The organism is Streptomyces sp. P9(2023) (assembly GCF_032436795.1).
Taxonomy (GTDB): Bacteria; Actinomycetota; Actinomycetes; order Streptomycetales; family Streptomycetaceae; genus Streptomyces.
The window spans coordinates 1-26,172 of sequence record NZ_JAUPWM010000032.1 but is presented as its reverse complement, the minus strand read 5'-3'; the positions used below and the strand labels follow the sequence as shown (position 1 = coordinate 26,172).

The following is a 26,172-nucleotide window of genomic DNA, read 5'->3' as shown; positions in this document are numbered from 1 at the left end:
ACGGGTCTTCGGGTCCACGTATTGAGGTTAACCCGGGGGCTCCACCGCCCCGCCCAGGGGCCAGGTGGCGACCGTCTCGTAGCGGGGCTGCTCGCCCGGTACGCCGCCGGTCGGGAGGTTGCTGCGGACCAGGGCCAGGTCGGCGACCTGCCAGCGGGTGCCTTCGAAGGGGGTGAGGGCGTCGACGAAGGGGCGCAGGTCGACGCCGTCGCGGGCGCGGGCGACGGTCAGATGGGCCTGGTAGCGGCGGTGCTCGTCCATCGGTACGCCCGCGCGGCGGGCGGCGGCGTCGGCGCGTTCGGCGAGCAGGCGCATCTCGTCGAGGTCCCCGGCGGCCCCCGTCCACAGCACGGCCCGGCCGAAGTGGCCGCCGCTGTGGAGGCGGAGCGGGAACGGCTGCGTGCGGTGGGCGGCGCGGGCGAGCCGGGCGTGGAGGTCGGGGAGGAGTTCGTCCTCGACCTCGCCCATGAACGCGAGCGTGAAATGCCAGCCGGGCCGGGAGGTCCAGCGCAGCTTGTCGGCGCCGGGCAGGTGGGACAGGCGGTCCACGACCTGGGCGAGTTCGGTGAGCTGCTCCCGGGGCGGAAGTACGGCAGCGAAAAGCCTCATGGGGAGAGTCTGGCAGCGGCTAACCTCGGCCGGATGGAGATCGCGATCAGGAGGGGCGGGGCGGCGGACGTACCCGCGGTGGTCGGGCTGCTCGACAGTGCAGTCGTCTGGCTGAACGGCAAGGGCATCACGGACCAGTGGGGCACCGAGCCGTGGTCCGCGCGGCCGAAGGCGGTGGACCTGGTGGAGCGGATCGTGGCCGAGGGGACGCCGTGGATCGCCGAGCTCGACGGCGTACCGACGGGCACGGTGACCCTGACCCCGAACCCGGCGTCGTACGTCGCGCCGGCGGACGAACCGGAGGTGTACGTCCACCTCCTGGCGACCGACGGACGCTTCCACGGCCGGGGCGTGGGCGCGGCGCTCCTTGCTCACGCCGTCGAGGAGACCCGCCGCCAGGGCCTCTCCCTGCTGCGGGTGGACTGCTTCGCGGGCAGCGGCGGCCGCCTGGTGTCGTACTACGAACGCCAGGGCTTCACGCGGACGGAGTCCTTCACGGTCGGCGACTGGCCGGGGCAGGTGCTGGAGCGCCGGGTGTGACTGGCGAGGCGGAATTCCCCCACCCCGCCCCTTCCCCGCGGTGTCGATCAGCGGCTCCGCCGCGGGCTGCCGGGGGCTGGTGGGTGGAGAGGTACGGGGGCAGGCGCCCCCATGTCCCGCCGGGCCACGGCAGCTTCGCGCCGGGCGGCGGGCGGCGGGCGTCGCAGCCCCGCCGCCCCCCCTTCACGGCTTACGCCGCCGTCGCCAGCCGTTCCCTCGGGACGAACCGCACCCGTGGATGGCCGTGGTGCCAGCCCAGGTCCATCTTCAGGCCGCCGACACGGGCCAGGACCAGGCCGATCGCCGACGCCGCCACGAGCGACAGCAGGCCGCCCGTCGCGAAGCCGATGCGGGGGCCGTACGTGTCCGTGATCCAGCCGAGCAGCGGCGCGCCGATCGGGGTGCCGCCCGCGAAGACCATCATGTAGAGGCTCATGACCCGGCCGCGCATCGCCGGGTCCGTCGCGAGCTGGACGGCCGAGTTGGCGGTGATGTTGACCGTGAGGCCGAACATGCCGATCGGCACAAGGAGCAGCGCGAACAGCCAGAACGCGGGCGACATCGCCGCCACGATCTCAAGGACGCCGAAGACCACCGCCGCGACCACCAGCATCCGCAGCCGCGTCGAGCCCCGCCGCGCCGCGAGCAGCGCGCCCGCGAGCGAGCCGGCCGCCATGAGCGTGTTCAGGAAGCCGTACGCCCCCGGGCCCACGTGGAAGATGTCCTGGGAGAACGCGGTGAGCCAGATCGGGAAGTTGAAGCCGAACGTGCCGATGAAGCCCACGAGGGCGATCGGCCAGATCAGCTCCGGCCGCCCGGCGACGTACCGCAGCCCCTCCCGCAGCTGGCCCTTGCCGCGCGGTGTCCGCTCCACCTTGTGGAACTCCGCGGGCCGCATCAGCAGCAGTCCGATGAGCGGTGCGAGGAACGACAGGCCGTTGAGCAGGAACGACCAGCCGCTGCCGATCGTGGCGATCAGGAGACCCGCGACGGCCGGGCCGACGAGCCGTGCGGACTGGAAGTTCGCGGAGTTCAGCGAGACGGCGTTGCGCAGCTGGTCCGGGCCGACCATCTCGGAGACGAAGGCCTGCCGGGTCGGGTTGTCGACGACCGTGACCATGCCGAGCAGGAACGCGACCAGGTAGACGTGCCAGACCTGGACGTGACCGGAGAGCGTGAGGACGGCGAGCGCGAGTCCGCAGAGGCCGAGGGCGGCCTGGCTGACGAGGAGGATCTGCCGCTTCGGGAAACGGTCGGCGAGGACACCGCCGTACAGACCGAACAGCAGCATCGGGAGGAACTGCAGCGCCGTGGTGATGCCGACGGCGGCCGCGGAGCCGGTGAGGCTCAGGACCAGCCAGTCCTGGGTGATCCGGGCCATCCAGGTGCCGGTGTTGGAGACGATGCCACCGGTGAAGAACAGTCGGTAGTTGCGTATGCGGAGTGAGGAGAAGGTTTCCCCCCGCGCCCGGGTGTGGGTCTCGGGTTCATGGACGGGTGCGGAGTCTGCTCCGGGTCCCGTACTCAAAGTGCGTCGCCTCCTCGGCGTCAGGGGTCAAAGGTGGGCGAGCTTCTCCAGGACGGGGGCGGCCGCGCGCAGCTTGGCCCAGTCGTCCTCGTCCAGGCCCTCGGCGAGGGAGGCCAGCCAGGCGTTCCGCTTGCGGCGGGACTCTTCGAGCATGGCTTCGGCCCGCTCGGTCTGGCTGACGACCTTCTGCCTGCGGTCGTCGGGGTGAGGCTCCAGCTTGACCAGTCCCTTGGCTTCGAGCAGCGCGACGATGCGGGTCATCGACGGCGGCTGGACGTGCTCCTTGCGGGCCAGCTCGCCGGGGGTGGCGTGGCCGCAGAGCGCCAGCGTGCCGAGCACCGACATCTCGGTCGGGCTCAGCGACTCGTCGACGCGCTGGTGCTTGAGTCGTCGGCTGAGTCGCATGACGGCGGAGCGGAGCGCGTTCACGGCGGCGGTGTCGTCGGCGGTGCCGTGGGACAGGTCAGGCATAGTCCTTAGCCTAACTCATTAGATGGGCTAAATACCAACCGGCACGCCCGTGACCGAACCTGTCACCCGTACGAGTGAGTTGAATCCGGAAAGTGACGCACCGGGCCCATCCGTGCCGCGACCCTGACTGACATGGGATCGACCGTGCTCAGCCTGCGCATCGACGGTGAGCTGCTCGACCGTCTCAAGGGACACGCCGCCAAACGCGGAATGAGCGTCCAGGACTATGTGGTCCGGACGCTCATCCGCGATGACTTCGACGAACGGTTCAAGTCGGCCGTCGACGAGACAGAGAAGTTCTACGGGCTGTCGAAGCCCGTCACATGAGGGATCACGTAAGGCCGAGCGCCGGCATCGCGTAGTAGAAGACGAAGACCGCCGACACGACGTACATCGCCACCGGGACCTCGCGGCCCCGGCCCGTCGCGAGCCGCAGCACGCTGAAGGCGATGAAGCCGATGCCGATGCCGTTCGTGATCGAGTACGTGAACGGCATCATCACCATCGCGAGGAACGCCGGCACCGCGATGGTGAAGTCGCTCCAGTCGATGTCCTTGATAGAACCGGCCAGGATCAGGAAGCCGACCGCGAGCAGCGCGGGCGTCGCCGCCTGGGACGGGACCATCGTGGCGAGCGGCGTGAGGAACAGCGCCACCGAGAACAGCGCGCCGGTGACCACCGAGGCGAGGCCGGTACGTGCGCCCTCGCCGACGCCCGCCGTGGACTCCACGAAGCAGGTGGTGGCGGAGGACGAGGTCGCGCCGCCGGAGGCGACCGCCAGGCCGTCCACGAGCAGGACCTTGTTGATGCCCGGGAAGTTGCCGTCCTTGTCCGTCAGCTTCGCCTCGTCGCCGACACCGAGGATGGTGCCCATCGCGTCGAAGAAGCAGGACAGCAGCACGGTGAAGACGAAGAGGACGCCCGTGAGCATCCCGACCTTCTCGAAGCCGCCGAACAGGCTCACCTGACCGACCAGACCGAAGTCGGGCGAGGCCACCGGGTTGCCGGGCCAGGTCGGGGTGGTCAGGCCCCAGGACGGGATGTCGGCCACGGCGTTGATCGCCATCGCCACGATCGTCATCACGACGATGGAGATGAGGATGGCGCCCGGCACCTTGCGGATGATCAGCGCGAGGGTGAGCAGCGTGCCCAGGACGAAGACCAGGACCGGCCAGCCGCCGAGGTGACCGTCGGCGCCGAGCTGGAGCGGGACGGTGGTGTGCGCGGCGTCGGGGATCCGGGAGACGAAGCCCGAGTCGACCAGGCCGATGAGCATGATGAAGAGGCCGATGCCGATCGCGATGCCCTTGCGCAGGCCGACCGGGACCGCGTTCATCACGCGCTCGCGCAGACCGGTCGCGACCAGCAGCATCACGACGAGGCCCGCGAGGACGACCATGCCCATGGCGTCCGGCCAGGACATCCGCGGGGCGAGCTGGAGCGCGACGACGGTGTTGACGCCGAGACCGGCCGCCAGGGCGATCGGGACGTTGCCGATCACGCCCATGAGGAGCGTCGAGAAGGCCGCGGTGAGCACGGTCGCGGTGACCAGCTGGCCGCTGTCGAGCTGGTGCCCGTACATGTCCTTGGCGCTGCCGAGGATGATCGGGTTCAGCACGATGATGTACGCCATCGCGAAGAAGGTGGCGAAACCGCCGCGGACCTCACGGGCGAGGGTGGAGCCGCGCTCGGAGACCTTGAAGTAGCGGTCGAGGCCGGAGGCGGGGGCGCCGCCCTCCGGGGACGGGGGCATGGCCTTGGCGGGGGCCGTGGTGCTCATGGGGGGTTCCTCGTGGGCTCGTATGGGCTCGTCATTGGCGGTTCATACGAAGGAAACCCGCCAGAGGCAAACCGTTTCAGTATGAACACATGAACGAGAGCGAGTCCATCTCCGCGCGTAGACCCCGTTTCCTGGCGCCTACACTGACCGCATGGCGAAGTGGACCCCCAAGCACGAGGCACCCGAGCCCCTGGAGGGGCCCGTCGTCGCCACCATCACCGGCGGCACGATCCTCTGGTTCGTCCTCTTCCTCGTCCAGCTCCCCTTCTACGGCTGGTTCGACGACCGCGACCTGACCTGGTGGGTGTGGACCTGCCTGGCCGGGGCCGGCCTCGGGCTGATCGGCATCTGGTACGTACGGAAGCGCGACGCGGCGATCAAGCGCGCGGAGGCGGCGCGGGCGTCTGCCGGGCGCGGCGAGGCGGCCGGGCCGGCGGAGTCCCCCGCCCCGTAGTCGTAGTCGTAGTCCCCCGGGACGATTCCGGTCCTCCCGCGGTCTGATGTTCACCCTTCTCGGCGGGTGAACGGTCGCTTCCGGTCGTACCGTCGAAAACATGACTCAGCGGGCGAAGATCGACACCGACGGCAGCGAGAACACCGCGGACGAACCCCGCGTCGTCCACCGGGTCGCCGGACTGACCTCCGCCGAGGTCGCCGAGCGCATCGCCCGCGGCGAGGTCAACGACGTACCCGTCCGCAGCTCCCGCTCCACCACGGACATCGTCCGCGGCAACGTCTTCACCCGCTTCAACGCGATCATCGGCGTGCTCTGGGTGATCATGTTCTTCGTCGCGCCGATCCAGGACAGCCTCTTCGGCTTCGTGATCATCGCCAACACCGGCATCGGCATCATCCAGGAACTGCGCGCCAAGAAGACCCTCGACGGGCTCGCCGTCATCGGCGAGGCGAAACCCACCGTCCGGCGCGACGGCGTCGCCACCGAGGTCTCCACCTCCGAGATCGTCCTCGGGGACCTCATCGAACTCGGCCCCGGCGACAAGGTCGTCGTCGACGGCGAGGTCGCCGAGGTCGACAGCCTGGAGGTCGACGAGTCGCTGCTCACCGGCGAGGCCGACCCCGTCGTGAAACAGCCCGGCGACCCGATGATGTCGGGCTCGTTCGTGGTCGCCGGCGGCGGCGCGTTCACCGCCACCAAGGTCGGCCGCGAGGCGTACGCCGCCCAGCTGGCCGAGGAGGCCTCCCGCTTCACCCTCGTCCACTCCGAGCTGCGCTCCGGCATCTCCACGATCCTCAAGTACGTGACGTGGATGATGGTCCCGACCGCGATCGGCCTCATCATCAGCCAGCTCGTCGTCAAGGACAACAACTTCAAGGACTCCGTCGCCCGGACCGTCGGCGGCATCGTCCCGATGATCCCCGAGGGGCTCGTCCTCCTCACCTCCGTCGCCTTCGCGATCGGCGTGATCCGGCTCGGCCGCAAGCAGTGCCTGGTGCAGGAGCTGCCGGCCATCGAGGGCCTCGCGCGCGTCGACGTCGTCTGCCTCGACAAGACGGGCACGCTGACCGAGGGCGGCATGGACGTCACGGAGCTACGGTCGCTGAACGGCAGCGACGAGACGTACGTACGGAAGGTCCTCGGCGCCCTCGGCGAATCGGACCCGCGCCCCAACGCCTCCCTCCAGGCCATCATCGACGCCTACCCGGACGCCGAGGAGTGGCGCTGCACCGAGTCGCTGCCCTTCTCCTCCGCCCGCAAGTACAGCGGCGCGGCCTTCAGCGAGGGCAACGGCGACACCTCCTCCTGGCTGCTCGGCGCCCCCGACGTGCTCCTGAAGGCGGGCGACCCGACCCTCGCCGAGATCGACCACCTCAACGAGCAGGGGCTCCGCGTCCTGCTCCTCGCCGGCACCACGCGCGAGCTCGACTCCGCCGACGTCGCCCACGAGGCGCGCCCGACCGCCCTGGTCGTCCTCGAACAGCGCCTGCGGCCGGACGCCGCCGACACCCTCACCTACTTCGCCGACCAGAACGTCGCGGCCAAGGTCATCTCGGGCGACAACGCGGTCTCGGTCGGGGCGGTGGCCGGGAAGCTGGGCCTGCCGGGCGCCGAGAACACCGTGGACGCCCGCCACCTCCCGACCGACCAGGCGGCGATGGCCGACGAGCTGGACCGGAACGCGGTCTTCGGCCGGGTCACCCCGCAGCAGAAGCGGGACATGGTCGGCGCGCTCCAGTCCCACGGCCACACGGTCGCCATGACCGGCGACGGCGTCAACGACGTCCTCGCGCTCAAGGACGCCGACATCGGCGTCTCGATGGGCTCGGGCTCGGAGGCGACGAGGGCGGTCGCCCAGATCGTCCTGCTGAACAACTCCTTCGCGACCCTGCCGTCGGTGGTGGCCGAGGGCCGCCGGGTCATCGGCAACATCACCCGCGTCGCCACCCTCTTCCTGACGAAGACGGTCTACTCGGTGCTGCTCGCCGTCCTGGTGGTGTGCAGCCAGGTCGAGTACCCCTTCCTGCCGCGCCACCTGACCCTGCTTTCGACTCTCACCATCGGCGTCCCGGCCTTCTTCCTCGCGCTCGCGCCCAACAAAGAGCGCGCGAAGCCGAACTTCGTGAAACGCGTGATGCGGTACGCGATCCCCGGCGGCATCGTCGCGGCGGCGGCCACCTTCACCACGTACCTCGTGGCCCGCTCGTACTACAGCGGCCCGGGCGCCCTCGACGCCGAGACGAGCGCGGCGACCCTGACCCTCTTCCTGGTCTCGATGTGGGTCCTGGCGATCGTCGCCCGCCCCTACACCTGGTGGCGCATCGCCCTGGTGGCGACCATGGGCGGCGCGTTCCTCCTCGTCCTCGTCGTGCCGTGGCTGCAGGACTTCTTCGCGCTGAAGCTGGTGGGCGTGACCATGCCGTGGACGGCGGTCGCGATCGCGGCGGTGGGGGCGGGGCTCCTCGAGGTGGCATGGCGTTGGGTGGACCGGCGATTTCCGGCCTGAGCAGGTGGCTTACCCTGTGCCCACAGTGATCGCTGTGACATCAGAGACGTGGGGGGATCCGCGTACACATGCACGTGACGAACAGCCGCAGAATCCTGCGAAGAACGGTCATGGGCGCCCTGGCGGGCGTCCTCGCCGCCACCGGTGCGACGCTCCTGCCGAGCCAGGTCTCGGCGGCCGAACAGGCCACGAACGGCGGCGGCCCCGTGCGCGCCACGAAGGGCACGGCCAAGGACGCGGCGGTGAAGCTGGCCACCGGTGACCGGCTGGAACGCATCCCTGGCACCAAGGGCTTCCGGGTCGCGGCCGCCGACGGCCGGCCGGCCACCGGAACGTACGCCTTCGCCCAGGCCGACGGCGAACTGACGGTCCGGCCGATCGGCACGAAGAAGCCCCTGCCGGCCACGACCGTGGCGACGGACGAGTCCGGTCCGGGGATGTCTGCCTACGGGGCGACGGCGACGCAGCGGGTGAACTTCTCCGTCGCCGGCGACCGCGGCAGGGGCGGCATCATCAACCTGTGGAACACCTCCACCTGGACGTGGTACTCCGTCAACAGCGACCAGTACGTGGCCAAGGGCACGGCCGACGTCCCGCCGGGAACGTACTTCGCCACCATCCAGTACGACTACTACGGCGAGACGCGCCCCGCCTACCTCCTCACGAAGACCTTCACGGTCGGCAACACCACGGCCAACGCGGTCTTCGACGAGACGGCCGCCAAGCCGATGGGCATCGTCGCCGACGACACGAGCGCGCGCCGGGCGGGCGCCGCCGTGTGGCTGACGACGCCGAACGGGGACGCGGTCGGTCAGGTCGGCGGCGGCGCCGACCAGATTTACGTCACCCCGTTCACCTTGAGCGGTGCCACCGTGCACCTCCACGACGTGCTGACGAAGTACGGTTCCAGCCAGCTCAAGCCCAGCCCGTACCGCTACGACCTGGTGCACCAGTTCAGGAACACCGTGCCGGCGAACCCCGTCGTGACGGTGAAGACGGCCGGTCTCGCGAAGACCGTGACGACCTTCCGCTCACAGGCCGGCCGGCAGACGGCACGGCTCGACACCTGGCGCATCACGTCCGAGATTTCTGTCGGCGCGCAGGCGGCCTCCACCGTGACCGCGCCCGGCACACTCACCGAGTACGTGACGCCGAACGTGCCGTTCGGCCGCTCGTTCTGGGACGGCGACAGCTACCTCACCCTCGCCGACCGCACGCTGCCGGCCGGCACGTCCGCCGGGGAGACGATCGGTCAGGGCCCGCTCCAGCCCCGCACCGGGAACCGGTCCACCCGGATCGGCGGCCAGATCCGGCTGTACGAGCCCCACTCCTACAGCGACGCGGCCGGCAACGAGGGCCGCGACTCCAGCGCGGTGCAGCAGTACCGGCTGACCTCCCGGGGGGTGACCCTGGTCGACAGCCCGTACGAAAAGGGCTACGTGAACTACGCCGTCGGTGTCACCTCTGCCGCCGCCCCGTACGAGTTCACCCACACCACCATCCGGCGCGGTCCCCACGCCCGGCTGTCGACCAAGCTCGTCCGCGAGTGGACGTTCAGCTCCGGTGGCACCTCGCCCGTGCCCCGCCTGGACGACGCCCTGCCCCTGCTGGACGTGACGTTCGACGTGCCGGCGCTCGACATCCGCAACACGGCGCCGGCCGGAACGGTCCGGGTCGCGACCACGGTCACCTCCCGCTGGTCGACGGCGACGGGGTCCTTCACGGGGCTCGAGTACTCCGCCGACGACGGGAAGACCTGGTTGCCGGCCTCCGCCGAGGGCGACATCACCGTCGGCGCGGCCGACCGCTTCGTCTCTCTGCGCGCCACCGGCAAGGACGACTCCGGTGGCACGGTCCGCACGACCCTGATCCGCGCCTTCGGCGGCCCCGGGTCGGTCAGCCTGCCGGACGAGTCTGCGGGTGACGTCAGAATCAGCCGGGTAAAGGTCAACGGCAACAACCCGATCGTCGTCGACGGGGCGCTCGGGCAGTTCGAGCTCTCCCCTGAGGCCTCGTTCACGGCCACCTCGCCCGCCGGGATCGCACGGGGCGGAATGACCCTCTACAAGGGGTCGTACGAAAGCCCCGACGCCGTCATCCCGTTGCTGTGGACGACGTGCACCCCGGCGAACGGCACGGCCGCCTCCTGCAAGGGAAACCTGAACATCGCCCCGCGCCACCTCGCCGACAACGCGCTCGCGGGCGCGTGGAAGGTCGCCGTCTGGGCCGAGTCCCAGGACGGGACGAGCTACGCCGACGTCCACGCGGCCCAGACCGTACGGATCGTGCGGACGACCCGGCTGACCACCGACGCCACGCCGGAGCCGGTCACCAAGGGCGCCACGCTCACCGTCACCGGCCGGTTCACGGTCACCGACTGGCTGACCGGCGGTCAGCTCGGCCACCCGCAGCAGCGGGTGAACCTGGAGTTCCGCAGGTCCGGCAGCACCGACTGGACGCGCGTGGGCTCCGCCGTGACGGACTCCACCGGCAAGGCGGCGGTCACGCTCAAGGCGACCTACGACGGCGAGTACCGCTGGATCGGGGGCCCGAGCCTGATCATCACGACGGCAGGCCCGGCCCTGTCCCCGGACACGATCGACGTCCGCTGACCGTTCCTAATCAGTGAGCAGGAGTGAGTCTTGGACCCATACCTGGTCACTGCGGGCATCCCGAACGGTTTTGGGTGCCCTGGTTGCCCGCTTTCGCTCCGCGTCCGGCTGCACGGATCGTGTCCGTGGTCCGGGGATGCGGGGGCGGGTTTCCTCACGCCCCCGGACGCCCGGCCCGGCCTGGACGGTCCGATGCCCACGACGATCGCTCTGGTCGTCGTGGGGCGGTGCCGTCCGTCGCCGGATCGGGTGCCCGAGGGCGCGTCTGCCAATCGCCACCGAAGCAGCGTCATGGCGAGTCATTTTGCGTTTACCGCTGGTCAACGGCTTGCGCCAGTGCTTGTCTCCCCACATGGAGGTGTAGGCCGGGTCGACTGCGACGATCGCGAGACCGTGCTCGGCGGCCATGGAGACGAGGCGGGCTTTGAGCTTGCCGGTGGGCATGCCGGAGATCAGCTGCCGGAACCGCTTCCGCCGACCGTGCTTCTCTCGGGTCTTCTCGGCGGTGAAGTCCAGGTCCTCGATACCGATCGCGGCCACGCCGGCCCGCTTCGCCCAGTGTAGGAGTCGGCTGATGGCGTGCCGGATCTGGGCGTCGCGGTGGTCGGCGGCGCCGGCCAGGTCGTAGAAGAACCTGCGGGGTTCGCCGACCGGGTTGCCGTGCCGGTCGAGGCGGTAGGCCGCGAAATGGTCCGCGTTTGTATCAACACCGACCATGCCCTGGGCGCGGGCCGCCTCCAGTGGGATCGTCTGCACCACCGGACGTGTCCACGAGGCCGTCAGGTACCAGCGGACCCGCGCCACCTCCAGATGGATGCGGTAAGCCACGGCCCGGTTGCCGCTTACGCGGTCCCGCCACTCGTCGCCACGGTGCCGGAACTGCGCCTTCGCGGCCAGAACGTACCGACCGCGCGGGGCATTCGCGAGATGGGCGAGCGGCGCGGGCAGCTTGATGGACACCTCGCCGTCGGGGGTGACGCGAATCGTCTCGTTCCCGAAGCGTTTACCGGACTCGCCGTCAGCTTGAAGGAACCAGCGCTCGGCCTGCCAGCGCTGACGCCACTCGCACTCGGTGAGCTGGGCGGCTTTGAGGTTGTGCCGGTTGCGGGCCAGCTTCTTCCCGCCGCGCACCACGTGCACGGCACCAGCTTCCCGCTCGGCACGGGCCACATCGAGACGGTGCTCCAAGGTGTGTACGCGGCGGGACTTTTGGAACCACTCGCCCTTGGAGCGGTAGCCGCCCGGAGCCCGCTTGGTTCCCTTCTCCCCGATGGGTTGAGACAAGCGGTGCATCAGCGTCCGCACACCAGCTTCGAGGCCCTGGATGTGCGCGACCTGGCAGCGGCGCGAAAGTGCCCACTGATCGTGCGTGGCCTTCGTGATGCTGCCGGCCCAGCGGGAAGAGGATTCCTCCGTCAGGTCCCGCTTTCGGGCCGCCCACGTGTCCTTGTCGTGCTCCAGCCCGTCAGCGCAGCGCGTCTTGAGGTCACGGGACGCGAGGGAGCCCAGGTGCTCGCCCACCAGGCGGAGAACCTTGTCGTCCTCGGTGGTCAGGCCCTTGAGACGGTCTCGTATCGCCACGCCGGACGGGCCGAGGGCCACGAACGGCGCGTCAGTCGACCGGAGCTGCTTCTTCTTCGGCAGCCATTCTCGGCCGCCTCAAGAGCCTTACGGGCACGGTTCCTCGCCGAGCGGCGCCCGTACAGGCGGGCACAGAATGACGTCAGCACATCCACGATGTCCTGCACCAGGTCCTCATCGACCTCGCCCTCGTCCAGCACCACCAGGCGCCGGCCTGTCGCAGACAGGGCCGCTTCGACGAGTTCGACGTTCATGCGGCCGAGCCGGTCTCGGTGCTCCACCACCACGGCGGTCACGTCCGGATCGGAAAGCAGCCGACGCGCCTTCGTGCGGGAGCCGTTCATGCCCGATCCGATCTCGGACTCGATCCGCACCACCCGGCGCCCGGACCTGGCCGCCCACTCCGACAACCGCGTCACCTGACGGGCCAAGTCGTCCTTCTGATCGTGAGAGGACACCCGGGCATACAGCCCAGCACCGCCCACCACCTCGGGCGTTGCCGCAGCTTCGACGTTCACCAGGATCGTGCGTGGCCCGACCCGCTGAGCCGGTACCGGCAACGTCCCCTCACGGAACCAGCGATACGCGGTCTGCGGGTGCACACCCTGCGCTTTCGCCCACTCCTTGAGGTTCATACATCCGACCGTAACAACACTCACCAAAGCGCACTATCACTCACAAGAGTGACCTAACGAACCAACAGCTCCCAACCCCCGCCCCCCGCCCCAAAACCAGGGCCCCGGCCGCCGACGCGACCGGGGCCCTGGCTCATGTGGATGCCCCGCGCGTCAGTCGAACCAGCGGTCGCGGGCCAGCTCCGTCGTGCGGGACGGGTCTTCCAGGAGGGCGGCCACCTCGAAGCGGCGGGGCCATTGGCCGGACGCCCAGGCGAGGCCGGCGGCTACGCCTTCCAGGGTGGCGGCGTGGATCGTGCCGTCGGGGGTGCGGCGCCAGTCCAGTTCGACGCCCGCCGCGCGGAGCTCCTCGTGCTCGACGTACGAGTCCGGGGTCGCCGGGCCGAGGAGGGCGTGGACCGACGGGGGTACGTCGTGTTCCTCGCCGACCGTCGTGACCTCGGCCGCCACGGACTCGCTCAGCCGCCGCACCTGGAACAGCTCCGCCAGGTCGGCCGCGCGGGACGGGGAGACCGGGAGGAGGGCCAGGCCGCCCGTGAGCGGGAGGAGGTCGGGGGCGTCCGCGACCAGGGCGTCGGCGGCGTCCACGACGACGAGTTCGCCGTCCACGACCGCGCGCAGCTCGTCGGGGAGGGTGACCTGGTCCGGGTCCAGGTCGGCCAGGGCCGTGTACAGGGCGTGCAGTTGGGCGCCGCTCACCTCCCGGTCCGGTTCGGCCAGGCGGGACAGCAGTTCGGCCGCTCCGCCCGGCTCTTCCAGGAGCGCGGAGACCGAGGTGCGGACGCCCAGCGCCCGCAGGACCTGCTCGTCCTCGAAGCCGGTCGCGTCGGCGGAGTCGTACAGGCCGACCAGGAGGGGGTCCGTGCCGGCCGCGCGAAGGCCCGCCGGGCGGCGGCCGTCGAGGACCGGGTGGTCGCGCAGCCACCAGGCGGTGTACGACCGTACGGTCTCGGTCGTGCCGTCGGGAAGCAGGATCCGGACCGGCTGGGTGAGCGCGTCCCGCAGCGGGGGTCGCGCGAGCAGGGCCAGCGCCTGCGGCCACGCCTCGTCGTCCACCAGGTCCAGGTCCCGTACGGCGACGATCTCGGTCGCCACCGGCGGAACCGGGACCTCCGGCAGCCGGTCGAGGACGTCCTCGCACCAGACGTCGACGGCGTCGAGCAGCCCGGCGTCGTCGGGCTCGGCGAAGTCAGAGTCTCGGGGTTCCATCTCGTCCGGGTCGAGGACGAGGTCGGTGGCCCGGACGAGGCCGAAGGTGGCGAGCACCCCGCAGGCGGCGAGGGGCTGTTCGCCCCAGCGCTCGGCCAGTTCGGCGTCGCACAGGGCGAGTTCGTCCTCGCGCATCACGGCGGCGAAGGCGCTGCCGGGCAGGACCAGCTCACCGGCCGGCGCCAACTCCCCGTCCTCGTCGGGGAGGGCGAGCGCGCCGAGCCACGGCTCGTCGCCGGGCTCCAGCTCCGCGTCCCGGACGAGGGTGAGGACCGTCTCGACCAGCTCGTCGGCGTCCAGGGCGTCCGCGTCCTCGTCCCAGACCTCCCCCGCGTCGAGCGACCCGGCGACCGCCGCGCGTACCTGCGGCGTCGTCAGGACCGCGCGGGGCGTGGCCGGGAGGGCGCCGAGCTTCTCCAGGAGCGGGTGGGCGGCGTCCGGGTGGGCGACCTTGAGGCCCATGCGGGTGAGATCGGCGGGGGTGCGGTCCTGCGGCAGGAGGACGTGGCGGGGGCCGATGGTGGTACGCGTACGGGCGTCCTCGGGCGCGTCGGCGGCCACGGCGAGCGGGACCGGGAGGCCGGTGAGCCGGTCGGGGTCCACCCCGGCCAGGGAGTCGTAGAGCCGCCACCACCACGACGGGGCGCGGTCCACCCCCGCGAGCCGGTCGATGGCCTCGGTCAGCGGCACGCGGCCGACGCCGAGCGTGCGGAGCTCCACCCGCCGTTCCAGCCCGGCGGGCAGCAGGGTCGGGAAGACCTCCGCGAGGACGGCGACGGTCTCGTGGCCCGCGCCCTCCACGACCTCGGCCTCGACCGCCCGCAGCGCGGGCGCGTCCTCCGACGGCGCCTCGGGCGCCAGGAACGCGACGCGCGGAAGGCGCTGGAGGATCGCGGCGCGCAGCGCCCCGTCGAGGGCGCCCTTGCCGAGCGGCCCGGGCACCAGATCGATGGTGGCGACCGTCACCGGCTGCCAGTCCGCGAGGAGTTCGGCGTACGCGTCGGCCGCGCGCTCGACCAGGAAGTCGGTGAGCGGGCCGGGCGCGGGGTGGCGCCGTGCGGTGTCGAGCGGGAGGGAGGCGATGAGCAGGGCGGGCAGGCCGAGCGGCTCGTCGGTGGGGGTGGGGGCGTGCACGACGGGGGCGGTACGGGGGTACAGCGGGGCGCCCTCGCCGTCCACGGGGGCGGCCCAGGTCACCGACCAGTACGGGCGCAGCCGCTCCTCGACCGGCCGGCCCTTGAGGAGCGCGGGGTCGAGGGGGCCGCCGTGGCTGACGGTGCGCCAGCGGTGCACGCCGGTCTCGGAGTCGGCGGAGTCGGCGATGTGGACGTAGCCGTCGTCCTCGGAGCGGCGGAGCGTCCGTACGCCGTCGGGGGTCTCGACGACGACCTCGGCGAGACCGGGGAGGGTGAGCAGCAGGGCGTCGTCGATGGCGGCGAGGAGCCGCTCGGCGAGGTCGACGGCGGCGGTGTCCCGGAGCGGGAGGACGACGACGGTGTCGTAGCCGTCGGGGGCGGTGCCCTCGGCGGGCAGCGGGAGGCGCAGCAGCGGTACGTGGCCGTCCCGGCGGCGCAGCTCGTCCCCGAGTCCGGGGCTGTGCCGGGCGGCCTCGGCGGCCAGCTCGCGGGCCTCGGCGAGGGACCAGCGGACGCCGCCGTGCCGGCCGAGGACGGCGGGCTCGTCGGAGACGGCGAGGACAGCGGCGAAGCCGACGCCGAAGCGGCCGACGGCGGCCGTGTCGAGCTCGCTGCGCTTGGCGGAGGCGCGGAGGGTGGAGAGCGACTCGACGCCGGTGGCGTCGAGGGGCGCGCCGGTGTTGGCGGCGGCGAGCAGGGCGGGCGCGTCGGGGCTCGCGGGGTGGAGGGTGAGCCGGAGCCGTCCGGTGACGCCTCCCCGGTGGGCGGCGTCGGCGGCGTTCTGGGCGAGCTCGACGACGAGCCGGTCGCGGTAGCCGCCGAGGGCGAGGTCCTCCTCGGCGTTGGCGTCCTCGCGGAACCGGGCGGGCCCGGCCCCCCAGGCATCGAGCACGCCCCTCCGCAGCCGGGCGGTGCCGAAGGGGTCGGCTCCGTCGGTCGACGTCCTGACGCTGACGCTCACGTCTGACTCCACTCTTCGGGGCGGGAATGTGCCGGGGCCCGAAGGTACCGCGACCTGCGACCGCTCCGGGCCGCGCCTCCGTGTGGGGGGGCGTCCCGCACCCGCCCACTCCCCCTGTGGGGGGTGGTCCCGCACCCACCCACTCCCCGTGTGGGGGGGTCCCGCACCCACCCACACCCCCCGTGTGGGCAATCGTCCCGCAGGGCGGGACGGGTGGGCACACGGGACGGCGCAATCGTCCCGCAGGGCGGGACGGGTGGGCACACGGGACGGCGCCCATGCGGGCGCCTTCCGCACATGCGCCCCCTGCACCCCGGGGCCGTTGCGCGTTCAGGTCCCTCGGGGTGGGCGTAGGGGAACGGGGCGGACGCGCCCGCCAAGGGCGCCGTTCCGTTGTGCCCACCCTCCCCCAAGCTCTCGGCTTCGCTCGAGCAGGGGGGACCCCCATCGCCCCAACGGAACAGTTGCCCACAACGGGGTCGGGGGAGCCCCAGCGGAACGATTGCCCACAACGAGGGCGGGGCCCCCGCCCCAGGGGCTACGAGTGGCCCAGGTCTTCCGACGTGCCGTCCGGTTCCGTCGTCGAGCCCGAGTCCTTCGCCGGACGCAACGGAAACTCGTCCGCGCCCATCGAGTCCAGGACCGGCGGCGCCGGCCGCGGCGGCTTCGGCATGACCGCCGCCTCGGAGTGCCCGCCACAGCCGTACGAGAACGACACGACGTGCCCGTCCGCCGGCGAGAACTCGTTCGCGCAGACACCGAAGGCCTGCTTCAGCGAGCCCGCCAGCGGCACCAGGAAGGCGCAGGACTCGCACGAGGCGGGCGCGGCCTGCGCCATCGGGGTCTTCGCCCCGAACGCCTCGTCCCAGCGGTCCGCCGCCACGTGCAGCCCGTACCGCGAGAGCACCCGCGCGCGCCGCATGCCGAGCTCCTCGGCGACCGCGGCGACCGAGCCCCTGGACGGCGTACGGGAGACGATCTCGGCGTCCTCCGCGTCGAGGTGCTCCGCCATCTCGTCCGAGAGCGCGGAGTTCGGCGGCGGCACGTCCTCGCCGGTGTACCCCGGTTCGAGCCGCAGGTCGTCCTGCTCGGTCGGCAGCAGGTCCCCCGGGCCCATGTCGCCCGGCCGCAGCCGCTCGCTCCACGGCACCCACTCGGGGGCCAGGAGGGAGTCGGAGCCGGGCAGCAGGACGGTTTCGTCAAGGGTGACGTTCTTGGCCCGGGAGGCGCGGGTGACCGTCACGGCCCAGCGCCAGCCCCGGTAGCCGGGTTCCTTGCACTCGAAGAAGTGCGTCACGACCCGGTCGCCCTCGGCGACGGCCTCCACATGCGCCCCGACAATGCCGGGTGCGGCGGCCTCCTCGGCGGCGGCTCGCGCCAGGTCTACCGCCTCGGCGCACATGCGGTCGGGGGTACGCGGGGTACGCGGGGTCCGGCTTCGCGTCGTCGCAGCACTCACAGGTCTCGCTTCTCTCCTACGCCGTCTCACGGGTGCGCCGGCCGAGGAGCGGGAGCGAAAAGCCCCGGGCAGCGGGCGGAGCGGACCAGAGGGCCGCATCGACGTCCGCGCCCGACATGTCTCGCGTCTCTCGGGCACACCTATCGTCATCCATTCTGCGGGATGCCGAAGAGGCGCGCGGCCGAGAACTTCCGCCGGTGGCGCGCTACGCACGCTACCCCCTCCGCCGCCTGCCGCCCACCTGCCCGCCCCAAGTGGCCCGGATCGTGGACCTCGGCTCGCCGTGCCACGGTTCACAAGTCTGGGGCGTGGGGCACTATGACGGAGTGGCAGCCGCACGGTCGTCCGCACGATCCCACGATCTTGCCGGGCCGCTCCGCCGAGTGGGCCGGACGGTGGGGCGCGCCCTGCATCTGCCGTTCACGGGCACGGCCAGGGGCATCCGCAAGGCCACGCACGCGCACGGCGCGGGCGAGTCGGGCCTGGGCAAGCTGATCGAGCTGCACGCCGTGAACGGGGCCGGCGACGTCATGATCACGGTCGCGCTGGCGTCCACGGTCTTCTTCTCCGTACCGACGGACGAGGCGCGCGGCCGGGTGGCGCTGTACCTGGGCATCACGATGCTCCCGTTCACCCTGCTGGCCCCGGTGGTCGGTCCGCTTCTGGACCGCCTGCCGCACGGGCGGCGGGCGGCGATGGCGGCGGCGATGTGGACCCGGGCGGTGCTCGCGATCACGATGTCGGGGGCGGTGGCCACGGGCGGCCTGGAGCTGTATCCGGCGGCGCTCGGGGTGCTGGTGGCGTCGAAGGCGTACGGAGTGGTCCGCAGCGCGGTCGTGCCACGGCTGCTCCCGCCCGGCTTCTCCCTGGTCAAGGCGAACTCCCGGGTCACCCTGGCGGGCCTGCTCGCGACCGGGATCGCGGCGCCGATCGGGGCGGGGCTGCAGCAGATCGGGCCGCCGTATCCGCTGTACGGGGCGTGCGCGCTGTTCCTGCTCGGTGGCTACTGGGCGTTCCGGATGCCGCACAAGGTCGACTCGGCGAAGGGCGAACGCCGGGTCCACCTGTTGACGCACGGCGAGAAGAAACCGAGCCTGCGGACGGTGGGGCCCTCGGTGCTGCACGGGCTCCAGGCGAACGCGGCGCAGCGGATGCTGTCCGGGTTCCTGATCTTCTTCCTGGCGTTCCTGCTGCGCGAGCATCCGCTGCCCGGGCAGAGCGCTGCGGTGTCGCTGGCGATGGTGGCGGTGGCGGCGGGGGTCGGGAACGCGTGCGGGACGGCGGTGGGCTCGCTCCTGAAGGAGCGCGGGCACGCGCCGGAGGTGATCATCGCCACGATGATCACGACGGTGTGCGGGGCGGCGATCCTGGCGGCGGTCTTCTTCAGCGGAGCGATGGTGGCGGTGCTCGGCGCGGTGGCGGGCCTGACGCAGGCCCTGTCGAAGCTGTCGCTCGACGCGCTGATCCAGCGGGACGTGCCGGAGGTGGTCCGCACGTCGGCCTTCGCCCGCTCGGAGACGCTGCTGCAGATGTCCTGGGTGGTGGGCGGCGCGATCGGCATCTCCCTGCCGCTGAGCGGCTCGGTGGGCATGTGGGTCGCCGCGGCGATCCTGGGCCTGGGCGCGCTGCTCGCGGTACGAGGCCTGGTGACGGCGGCCCGCACGGAATCCCCGAGCGAGCCCACGGACGCGCCGCGACCCCAATGAGCGCCGACCCCGTGCGGGCCGGCCCCCACCCTCCGTGTGGGCAATCGTCCCGCTGGGGCGATGGGGGTCCCCCCTGCTCGAGCGAAGCCGAGCAGGGGGAGGGTGGGCACACGGGACGGCGCCCCCTGCGGGCGCGTTCCGCACAAGGGCCCGGACCCGCATCCCGGGGCCGTTGCGCCTGCAGGCGCAATGGGGTGGGCGGGGTGCACGGAGCGGACGCGCCCGCCAGGGCGGCGCCCCGGGGGGGGAAAACGCGGCGCGCCCGCACCCCCGCGTGGCGGAGTTCCGTGGGCCCGATAGCCTTCGGGCCATGACCGTTGCGTTCTTCACCGGCTCGCGCCGCCGGGCCGCCCTCGCCCTCGGGGCCGTCTCCGCCGGGCTCCTCGTACTCTCCGCCTGCGGCGACAAGCCGACTCCGATCGCGACCCTGACGGTCGGAAAGGACTCGATCCACTCCGAGGCCGCCTGCTACAACGACGGCGACGCCATCAAGGAGTCGCAGATCCAGCAGTGCCTCAACAAGAAGGCCGAGAAGTCCCTCACGGTCGCCGCGGACGACAAGATCCGCTTCGGCGTCGACCCCGAGATCGCCGAGAAGGGCTGGACCATCTTCCTCGGTGGCCAGAACGCCGAGCCGGAGCCGTACAAGAAGACGTACCGGACCATCCCGGCCAGCGCCTTCTTCTCCTCGCAGACCGGCGAGGCGACCAACCAGACCCAGATCACGATCGTCGAGAACGACGGCAAGAAGCTGACCGGCATCTGGCACTTCGAGCTGAAGAAGGACTCCTGATCCTCCGGTGACGCTCCGGATCCTGATCGTGACGGCCGTGGCGGCGGAGGCGGACTCCGTCGCCCGCGGCCTGCGCCACGACGGTCCGGGCGCCCAGGGCGCCGAGATCCTCGTCGGCGGTGTCGGGCCCGCCTCCGCCGCCGCCTCCACCGCCACCGCCCTCGCCCGCGCGGCGGACACCGGCACGGCTCCGTACGGTCTCGTCGTCTCCACCGGCATCGCCGGCGGCTTCCGGCCCCACGCGCCGATCGGCACCGTCGTCGTCTCCGACGCCATCGTCTCCGCCGACCTCGGGGCCCAGACCCCCGACGGCTACCTCACCGTCGAGGAGCTCGGCTTCGGCCGGTCCGTGCACCCGGTGGCCCCCGAGCTGACCGCGCGGATCTCGCGCGCCCTCCGGCCCCAGCCCCACACCGTCGCCCCCGTCCTCACCGTCTCCACCGTCACCGGCACCGCCGAGCGCGCCGCCGAGCTGGCCGCGCGCCACCCCCGGGCCGCCGCCGAGGCCATGGAGGGGTTCGGGGTGGCCGAGGCCGCCGCCGCGCACGGCGTGCCCGTCGTCGAGATCCGGGCCGTCTCGAACGCCGTCGGCCCCCGCGACCGCGCCGCCTGGCGCATCGGCGAGGCCCTGGACGCCCTGCGGACCACCTTCCAGCTGCTCAGCCACTCCCTCTCCGTGGAGCCGACGTGCGAAAACTGAAGATCGCGTACTCGCCCTGCCCGAACGACACCTTCGTCTTCGACGCCTGGGCCCACGGCCGCGTCCCCGACGCGCCCCGCCTCGACGTGACCTTCGCCGACATCGACCTCACCAACGGCTGGGCGGAGAGCGGTACGGCCGACTACGACGTCCTGAAGGTCTCGTACGCCGTCCTGCCCTGGGTCCTCGACGAGTACGCCCTGCTGCCCTGTGGCGGCGCCTTGGGGCGCGGCTGCGGCCCCCTGGTGCTCACCCGCGAGCCGGGCGTGGATCTGACGAACAAGACCGTCGCCGTGCCCAGCGAGCGCTCCACCGCCTATCTGCTCTTCCGGCTGTGGGCCGCCGACGTCGTCCCCGGCGGTGTCGGGAACGTCGTCGTCATGCCGTTCCACGAGATCATGCCCGCCGTGCGGGACGGCAAGGTCGACGCGGGGCTCGTCATCCACGAGGCCCGGTTCACGTACCAGACGTACGGTCTGCACGCCCTGGCCGACATGGGCGCCCACTGGGAGGACACCACCGGCCTCCCGATCCCGCTCGGCGCGATCATCGCCCGCCGCTCGCTCGGCCCCGACGTGCTGCGGAGCCTCGCCGACGCGGCCCGTACGTCGGTACGGATGGCCTGGGACGACCCGGCCGCCGCCCGCCCGTACGTACTCGAACACGCGCAGGAGATGGACCCGAAGGTGGCCGATCAGCACATCGGTCTCTACGTCAACGAGTTCACGGCCGATCTCGGCGAGGCCGGCTACGCGGCCGTGCGCGGGCTGCTCACGCGCGCCGCGGCCGAGGGGCTCGTACCGCCCCTCGGCCCGGACGCGCTGTCATTCCCCTAGTTCCCCCAGTTCCCCCAGGAGGGGTCACACGTCGAGCTGGTCCGCGACCGCCCGCAGCAGGCCGGCGATCTTCGCGCCCTGCGCCTTGTCGGGGTAGCGGCCCCGCTCCAGCATCGGCGTGACGTTCTCCAGGAGCGTCGTCAGGTCCTGCACGATGGACGCCAGTTCGTCGGGCTTACGGCGCTGCGCCGCGGCGACGGACGGGGTCGGGTCGAGGACCGTCACGGAGAGCGCCTGGTCACCGCGCTGGCCCGCGACCACCCCGAACTCCACCCGCTGCCCCGGCTTGAGGGCGTCGACTCCGGCAGGGAGCACCGACGAGTGGACGAAGACGTCGCCGCCGTCGTCCCGGGAGAGAAAGCCGAAGCCCTTCTCGCTGTTGAACCATTTGACCTTGCCGGTAGGCAAAGCACGCACCCCATCTCACCAGTCAGCCGAACCACTGTCGTTGCAGGTCAGGCTATCTAGCGCTTGCTCGTGCCTGCCGTCGATCGGAAGCCTCTCCAGCTCTGTACCCCCCGTCAAGCCAGTCCATCCATGCCGACCACCGCGGGTGGCCGACTTTGATCGCTGCTCGCTCGGAGGGAAGAGAAGCACGCACATCACAGCACATGTCGCGCCAGTCCCGACACCCCGTTCGCCCGGACATACGACCGACGACCCACCCCCCGTGGATGGGGGTGGGTCGTCCGCGGTCAGATCACAGCCGCCGGTAGCCGCCGGGGCACATCACAGCAGCCGGCAATCACGCCTTCATGGCTGCCACCATGCGAATTCGGTCGCCCATTTCCCGTACGACACGAGACTTGCGGTGAGGCGCCAGGCTCTTCCGCATTTTGTCGAAGTGCTCATCGCCCCGGGAGGTGGAGAGCACCGCGTAGTCGTCCAGGAACACGCCCCATGAGGCGCACGCCTCCTCGACATGCCCGATCTCGAACTGCCGCTGTGCCAGAACGGCATTCGCGTGCAGCCGGCCCTGGCGCTCCTGGATCGGGGTGGCCTTGATCGACTGCTTCATGGCCTTGATCGAGTCCTCCAGGTCCCGGTTCTCGTAGTGCACGTGGGAGACGTGGAAGAGGTAGGCCGCCTGGCCGTACCCGCCGACCGACTCACGGCGGGAGTCAGCCTTCGCGAGAGCCGCTTCGGCCTCCTTGAGCCTGGCGTACGCCGCCCTCCTGCCACCCACCATTGCTGAGGCGTGGGCCTGCTGGCCTCGAAGGAACGCGACCAGCCTCGGGCCGGCCTGCGGCGCCGCCTCAGCAGCGGAATCGGCGAGTTCCAGTGCCTTGAGTCCGTGGTGCAGGTTCGACGCCTGCAAGCTCATACCTCGGAGAGTCCGGCAGTACGTGACCTGATCGCGGGACTCCCCGGCGAGCTTGAGTGCTTCGAGGTAGTACTTCTGGCCCAGGCCGTGGGCCCGCTCGTACATGGCCATCCAGCCGGCCAGGTACGTGAGATCGGAGGCCGCGGACAGCATGTCGCGGTGCACTCGCCCAGTCGCCCCGGCCTTGAGGTAGGGAGCCACCGTGTTCACCAGGAATGCGGCGGCCATGGGCCGGGCATGCCCTCCCCCGAGTTCGTCGAGGATGTCGGCGATCTTGTCGGTCATCCTGCGGACGACGTCGACCTCGCCCTGGCCGATGTGCCCGGTTGGACGCGTGATCCGTTCTCGGTCCTCGGCGCTCGCCACATCGGCGAAGAGTGGTACCGAAAGGGCCGCCGAGTAGATGCCGACGGCGAGTACCCGACGACGGGAAGGGTCCATGTCCGCCTTTCCAAGCTGGAGCAGGGACTCGACAGTGTCGCCCCGTTCGTCACCTCCCTCTGACATCGGCCGCTTCAGGCCCGCTTCCTCGTAGGCGACCGGCCGACCGAGCTGGCGTTCGAGAGCTTCGATGATCAGGGGCCTGACCCGCTCACTTGGCTGTGAGCCTCTGATCCACTGGGCCACGGACGACTGGCTGTAGGTCAGGCGCAAGCCTGCCTCCGTGCCAAGGCGATTCACTGCATGTGCGAGCTTCGTCTCCGACCAGTTCGCCTGGTCAATCAGGGTCCGAAGCCCCTCGTTGCGCATTTTTCCGGACGCTTCTGTCACGTCAACTCCCCGGCGCATTCATGGGATTCATGCTGTGCCCTCCTCTCTACGGTACCCGCCCCGGCACTCAGCGCGGTTAGCTCTTCACGCACCGCAGCGAAGCGGTACCGAGAGGGGACGCGTGGTGGCCACCGTGACACGAGAACACGACGCTCCGAGCGTCGTGGGCGACGAGATCGACCGGGAGCTCATCAGTGACAATCTGGCAGTCGTGGAGGGCATGGCGATGGCCACCTCGACGCGCAAGGACATCGACGCGCGCCTCAAGGTCACGCTGAAGCACCTGGATCTTCTGATGTCGGAAGACCTGGGATTCGACAACCACGCCGGCGTTCGCGAGCTGTACCGCGGCGCCTACAAGCACCTCGAACTCAACAACAGACCGACTCCGATGGCGCCCGCCTTCTACGCCTTCAACTACCTCGGGGATTCGGCTGCGCTCCTGCGCCGGTTCCTCGACGCCTACGAGCGGAAGGTCGCGCTCTGAAGGCTCCACCCCAACCAGCAGGATCCCCTGTTACTGCTCGCTGGGATGGGCAAGATCCCGCCCGCCTGCCTCCTTGGACGGTCGGCAGGCGGACGGGCGCAAGTGCAGTGCACCAACACCGAGAGATGAAGGAGCACCACCGTGAACCAGAACCTCAGCGAGGCCCCGGTCATCATCCCGAGCGTACTGGCCGCCGCCGTGACGGCGGTCAGGGAGGACTCGCCGACCGTCGTCGCCACCGTGAAGGCGAACGTTCAGCGGGCCCAGGACGACGAGAACAGCTGCATGATGGGCGGCTGGACCTCCTGAACCGTTCCTGAAGCGCTGAGTCCTCAGTGGGTCCGGAGACTTCCCAGCTCCGGACCCACACTCGGTTGTCATAAGAGGAGTGATCCACGTGCACTTCATGAACATCGGCCACACGTACGAAAGTACGGCTCGTTTGGTCCACGCCATCACTGGCGAGTACCCGACCGCAGAGGGTCTGCACGGGGCCTATCGCGCGGCCATCTCCAACCCGGCCCTACGCCCCATGACCGTGGACGGTGGCGGCATCGCCATCGGCTACGAGGATGGGGACTGGGCGAACCACTGCACAGAGCACGGCATCTTCGAGCACATCTTCAAGGGCGCCGGCCCCACGGACGGGCCGACTCGCGCAGCCTGGGAGGCCAAGGTCACCGAGGCCCTGGACCTCATCTTCACCATCGCCCCCGGGCTGCGCCTGATGGTCGATCTGCTCGTCACTGATCTCGTGATCCTCAACAGCGGTGCGGACGGCGGAGGATCCGCCTCCCAGCTCCCCGGTGTCGTGGTCATGAGCCCCGGAGCGGAGTGGGACGTTCTCGACTACGCCATGTGTCTCGTCCACGAGGGGACGCACCTGAACCTCTTCGTGGCGGACAAGGTGTATGGGACGTTCGCGCTCTCGTCACGGGAGCTCGACGCGGACCAGTACCACGCCCTGTCGGCCGTCAAGATCGGGCAGCGTCGCCCGCTCGACAAGGCGTTCCATGCCGCCGCGGTGACGGTTCCCCTGATGTTCATGGAACGCCGTCAGGGGAGGACGACTCTCGTCGACCTGTACACCAGCTCTCTGCGGGACGCGTGCGCGGACCTGGAGAAGCAGCGGGATCACTTCACCCCGTACGGGCGGCTGCTGCTCGACGAGCTGTGCGACTTCGGCGAGAGCATCGACTTCGACGAGGTGGCGCGCTCGATCTCCAGTCCGGACTACGCGGGCTACCTGCCGGTCTCTGTCTGACCGGTTACGGCTCGAACAGGATTCCCGCTTCACGTGCGAGGCTCAGGGCCAGCTCGAAGGACCCTGGGCCTTGCACCGTTGCGCCCTTGAGGCTCGCGGCTCCGCCGACGTCGACGAGGGTGCAGTTCTCGAAGCGGACGACGCCCATTTTGGCGTTGGCGAATTGCGCCCCGGTCAGGTCGCAATTCACGAAACGGACGTTATGCATCTCGGAGAACTGGAAATCGGCACCGAGCATCTTGCAGTCGACGAATGCCACGCTGTACAGCTTCATGCGCTGATACATGGCGGGGCTGCTCTGACATCCTTCAATTCGGACGTCGCGGAACGTGCCGGATTTCCACGATGCCCCGGTGATGCGGCTTCCGGTGACCTTGCAGCGAATGAGCGAGACGTCCTGCGTCGTCAGTTGGGCGAAGTCACAGGTCTCGAACACGGAGTCGCTGAACTGGCATTGACGCAGGGCAGTGCCGGTGAAGCGTACGCTCTCGAAGCGGCAGCCCTCGGCTTCGAGGGCCTCGGCCTGTCGGCCGGCGAAGCTCGTGCCGTCGTACCGGGCGCCCCTGATGATGGCGTCTTCTTCGAGGTCATCCCGGGGCATTTCTGCGGCACGGAAGCCAATGGGCAGCTTGGGTGCCGTGGGGTTCTTGACGCGCGCGATAGTCGCGCCCTGCCGAGCGATCTGAGCCATCGGGCAATCCGTTCTCGGGTTCCTGGGAAGTTTCTCATCCTAGTACTCCAGCTGTAGATCGTGATCTTCATGGCTGGATTGCGGCTTGTCGCCGGTAATGGCTGGCCTGTGATCGG

22 protein-coding genes and 1 pseudogene are annotated in these 26,172 nt (G+C 70.8%); 12 read left to right on the top strand and 11 right to left on the bottom strand.

The window, feature by feature from the left end:
- Positions 1-27 precede the first annotated feature (27 nt).
- Positions 28-609: an RNA 2',3'-cyclic phosphodiesterase gene (gene thpR, locus Q5762_RS28880; RefSeq protein ID WP_315895194.1), complete on the bottom strand. Its 582-nt coding sequence runs from the start codon at positions 607-609 to the stop codon at positions 28-30.
- A 33-nt stretch (positions 610-642) separates the two neighbouring features.
- On the opposite strand from thpR, the gene Q5762_RS28875 reads away from it, so the two are divergent.
- A complete protein-coding gene (locus tag Q5762_RS28875) occupies positions 643-1,149 on the top strand; it encodes a GNAT family N-acetyltransferase (RefSeq protein WP_315895193.1) in 507 nt (168 codons plus the stop codon).
- Positions 1,150-1,339: 190 nt separating this feature from the next.
- Here Q5762_RS28875 and Q5762_RS28870 read toward each other — a convergent pair whose 3' ends face one another.
- Together Q5762_RS28870 and Q5762_RS28865 are read right to left on the bottom strand one after the other, a co-directional pair.
- Positions 1,340-2,677 carry an MFS transporter gene (locus Q5762_RS28870; RefSeq protein ID WP_315895192.1) on the bottom strand — a complete coding sequence of 446 codons (1,338 nt, stop codon included), beginning with the start codon at positions 2,675-2,677 and terminating at the stop codon, positions 1,340-1,342.
- A 27-nt stretch (positions 2,678-2,704) separates the two neighbouring features.
- Positions 2,705-3,148 carry a MarR family transcriptional regulator gene (locus Q5762_RS28865; protein ID WP_315895191.1) on the bottom strand — a complete coding sequence of 148 codons (444 nt, stop codon included), beginning with the start codon at positions 3,146-3,148 and terminating at the stop codon, positions 2,705-2,707.
- 132 nt (positions 3,149-3,280) lie between these two features.
- Here Q5762_RS28865 and Q5762_RS28860 point away from each other — a divergent pair, with 132 nt between their 5' ends.
- Positions 3,281-3,475 carry a ribbon-helix-helix protein, CopG family gene (locus Q5762_RS28860; RefSeq protein ID WP_315895190.1) on the top strand — a complete coding sequence of 65 codons (195 nt, stop codon included), beginning with the start codon at positions 3,281-3,283 and terminating at the stop codon, positions 3,473-3,475.
- Between the two features lie 4 nt (positions 3,476-3,479).
- On the opposite strand, the gene Q5762_RS28855 is transcribed toward Q5762_RS28860, so the two are convergent.
- The gene (locus tag Q5762_RS28855) at positions 3,480-4,928 is read right to left on the bottom strand and encodes an NCS2 family permease (RefSeq protein ID WP_399495286.1); all 1,449 of its coding nucleotides are present in this window, start codon (positions 4,926-4,928) and stop codon (positions 3,480-3,482) included.
- A gap of 151 nt (positions 4,929-5,079) precedes the next feature.
- On the opposite strand from Q5762_RS28855, the gene Q5762_RS28850 reads away from it, so the two are divergent.
- The 3 genes from Q5762_RS28850 (at position 5,080) to Q5762_RS28840 (ending at position 10,503) form a co-directional block, all read left to right on the top strand.
- On the top strand, positions 5,080-5,382 hold the full coding sequence (locus tag Q5762_RS28850; RefSeq protein ID WP_315895189.1) for a DUF2530 domain-containing protein: 303 nt from the start codon (positions 5,080-5,082) through the stop codon (positions 5,380-5,382).
- Between the two features lie 100 nt (positions 5,383-5,482).
- Entirely contained in the window at positions 5,483-7,891 is a 2,409-nt protein-coding gene (locus tag Q5762_RS28845; protein WP_315895188.1) for an HAD-IC family P-type ATPase, read from the top strand.
- Between the two features lie 68 nt (positions 7,892-7,959).
- Complete coding sequence (locus tag Q5762_RS28840) at positions 7,960-10,503, top strand: hypothetical protein (RefSeq protein ID WP_315895187.1); 2,544 nt, start codon at positions 7,960-7,962, stop codon at positions 10,501-10,503.
- Between the two features lie 6 nt (positions 10,504-10,509).
- Here the strand turns inward: Q5762_RS28840 and Q5762_RS28835 are convergent, their stop codons facing one another.
- The 4 genes and pseudogenes from Q5762_RS28835 to Q5762_RS28820 form a co-directional block, all read right to left on the bottom strand.
- Positions 10,510-12,105: a transposase gene (locus tag Q5762_RS28835; RefSeq protein ID WP_315895186.1), complete on the bottom strand. Its 1,596-nt coding sequence runs from the start codon at positions 12,103-12,105 to the stop codon at positions 10,510-10,512.
- Positions 12,106-12,158: 53 nt separating this feature from the next.
- Positions 12,159-12,719: pseudogene (locus Q5762_RS28830) on the bottom strand (IS607 family transposase); the annotation flags it as partial.
- 153 nt (positions 12,720-12,872) lie between these two features.
- Entirely contained in the window at positions 12,873-16,037 is a 3,165-nt protein-coding gene (locus Q5762_RS28825) for a sacsin N-terminal ATP-binding-like domain-containing protein (protein WP_315895185.1), read from the bottom strand.
- A 526-nt stretch (positions 16,038-16,563) separates the two neighbouring features.
- Positions 16,564-17,484: a DUF3027 domain-containing protein gene (locus Q5762_RS28820; protein WP_315895184.1), complete on the bottom strand. Its 921-nt coding sequence runs from the start codon at positions 17,482-17,484 to the stop codon at positions 16,564-16,566.
- Positions 17,485-17,810: 326 nt separating this feature from the next.
- Between Q5762_RS28820 and Q5762_RS28815 the strand changes: the two genes are divergently transcribed.
- From Q5762_RS28815 to Q5762_RS28800, 4 genes are all read left to right on the top strand, one after another.
- Positions 17,811-19,190 (top strand): MFS transporter, encoded by a 1,380-nt coding sequence (locus Q5762_RS28815; protein WP_315895183.1) that lies wholly within the window; start codon positions 17,811-17,813, stop codon positions 19,188-19,190.
- 310 nt (positions 19,191-19,500) lie between these two features.
- A complete protein-coding gene (locus Q5762_RS28810; RefSeq protein ID WP_315895182.1) occupies positions 19,501-19,983 on the top strand; it encodes a DUF2771 domain-containing protein in 483 nt (160 codons plus the stop codon).
- A 7-nt stretch (positions 19,984-19,990) separates the two neighbouring features.
- Positions 19,991-20,683, top strand: coding sequence for a futalosine hydrolase (locus Q5762_RS28805; RefSeq protein WP_315895181.1), 693 nt, complete (start codon positions 19,991-19,993; stop codon positions 20,681-20,683).
- Positions 20,671-21,519 (top strand): 1,4-dihydroxy-6-naphthoate synthase, encoded by an 849-nt coding sequence (locus Q5762_RS28800; protein WP_315895180.1) that lies wholly within the window; start codon positions 20,671-20,673, stop codon positions 21,517-21,519. Before Q5762_RS28805 ends, Q5762_RS28800 begins: the two co-directional genes overlap by 13 nt.
- 24 nt (positions 21,520-21,543) lie before the next feature.
- Here the strand turns inward: Q5762_RS28800 and Q5762_RS28795 are convergent, their stop codons facing one another.
- Together Q5762_RS28795 and Q5762_RS28790 are read right to left on the bottom strand one after the other, a co-directional pair.
- On the bottom strand, positions 21,544-21,927 hold the full coding sequence (locus tag Q5762_RS28795) for a cold-shock protein (RefSeq protein ID WP_315895243.1): 384 nt from the start codon (positions 21,925-21,927) through the stop codon (positions 21,544-21,546).
- A gap of 337 nt (positions 21,928-22,264) precedes the next feature.
- Complete coding sequence (locus Q5762_RS28790; RefSeq protein WP_399495285.1) at positions 22,265-23,632, bottom strand: hypothetical protein; 1,368 nt, start codon at positions 23,630-23,632, stop codon at positions 22,265-22,267.
- A 115-nt stretch (positions 23,633-23,747) separates the two neighbouring features.
- Between Q5762_RS28790 and Q5762_RS28785 the strand changes: the two genes are divergently transcribed.
- From Q5762_RS28785 to Q5762_RS28775, 3 genes are all read left to right on the top strand, one after another.
- A complete protein-coding gene (locus Q5762_RS28785; RefSeq protein WP_315895179.1) occupies positions 23,748-24,101 on the top strand; it encodes a hypothetical protein in 354 nt (117 codons plus the stop codon).
- Positions 24,102-24,242: 141 nt separating this feature from the next.
- Entirely contained in the window at positions 24,243-24,410 is a 168-nt protein-coding gene (locus Q5762_RS28780) for a hypothetical protein (RefSeq protein WP_315895178.1), read from the top strand.
- A gap of 97 nt (positions 24,411-24,507) precedes the next feature.
- Positions 24,508-25,365: an aKG-HExxH-type peptide beta-hydroxylase gene (locus Q5762_RS28775; RefSeq protein WP_315895241.1), complete on the top strand. Its 858-nt coding sequence runs from the start codon at positions 24,508-24,510 to the stop codon at positions 25,363-25,365.
- A 4-nt stretch (positions 25,366-25,369) separates the two neighbouring features.
- Here the strand turns inward: Q5762_RS28775 and Q5762_RS28770 are convergent, their stop codons facing one another.
- Positions 25,370-26,056, bottom strand: a complete 687-nt coding sequence (locus Q5762_RS28770) for a pentapeptide repeat-containing protein (RefSeq protein ID WP_315895177.1) — start codon at positions 26,054-26,056, stop codon at positions 25,370-25,372.
- Positions 26,057-26,172: the final 116 nt, after the last annotated feature.

Bases quoted from the DNA above. Each gene is read 5' to 3' on its own strand.
- thpR (WP_315895194.1), bottom strand. From the start codon at position 609: ATGAGGCTTTTCGCTGCCGTACTTCCGCCCCGGGAGCAGCTCACCGAA.
- Q5762_RS28875 (WP_315895193.1), top strand. From the start codon at position 643: ATGGAGATCGCGATCAGGAGGGGCGGGGCGGCGGACGTACCCGCGGTG.
- Q5762_RS28865 (WP_315895191.1), bottom strand. From the start codon at position 3,148: ATGCCTGACCTGTCCCACGGCACCGCCGACGACACCGCCGCCGTGAAC.
- Q5762_RS28860 (WP_315895190.1), top strand. From the start codon at position 3,281: ATGGGATCGACCGTGCTCAGCCTGCGCATCGACGGTGAGCTGCTCGAC.
- Q5762_RS28855 (WP_399495286.1), bottom strand. From the start codon at position 4,928: ATGAGCACCACGGCCCCCGCCAAGGCCATGCCCCCGTCCCCGGAGGGC.
- Q5762_RS28850 (WP_315895189.1), top strand. From the start codon at position 5,080: ATGGCGAAGTGGACCCCCAAGCACGAGGCACCCGAGCCCCTGGAGGGG.
- Q5762_RS28845 (WP_315895188.1), top strand. From the start codon at position 5,483: ATGACTCAGCGGGCGAAGATCGACACCGACGGCAGCGAGAACACCGCG.
- Q5762_RS28840 (WP_315895187.1), top strand. From the start codon at position 7,960: ATGCACGTGACGAACAGCCGCAGAATCCTGCGAAGAACGGTCATGGGC.
- Q5762_RS28810 (WP_315895182.1), top strand. From the start codon at position 19,501: ATGACCGTTGCGTTCTTCACCGGCTCGCGCCGCCGGGCCGCCCTCGCC.
- Q5762_RS28790 (WP_399495285.1), bottom strand. From the start codon at position 23,632: ATGCGCCGGGGAGTTGACGTGACAGAAGCGTCCGGAAAAATGCGCAAC.
- Q5762_RS28775 (WP_315895241.1), top strand. From the start codon at position 24,508: ATGAACATCGGCCACACGTACGAAAGTACGGCTCGTTTGGTCCACGCC.
- Q5762_RS28770 (WP_315895177.1), bottom strand. From the start codon at position 26,056: ATGGCTCAGATCGCTCGGCAGGGCGCGACTATCGCGCGCGTCAAGAAC.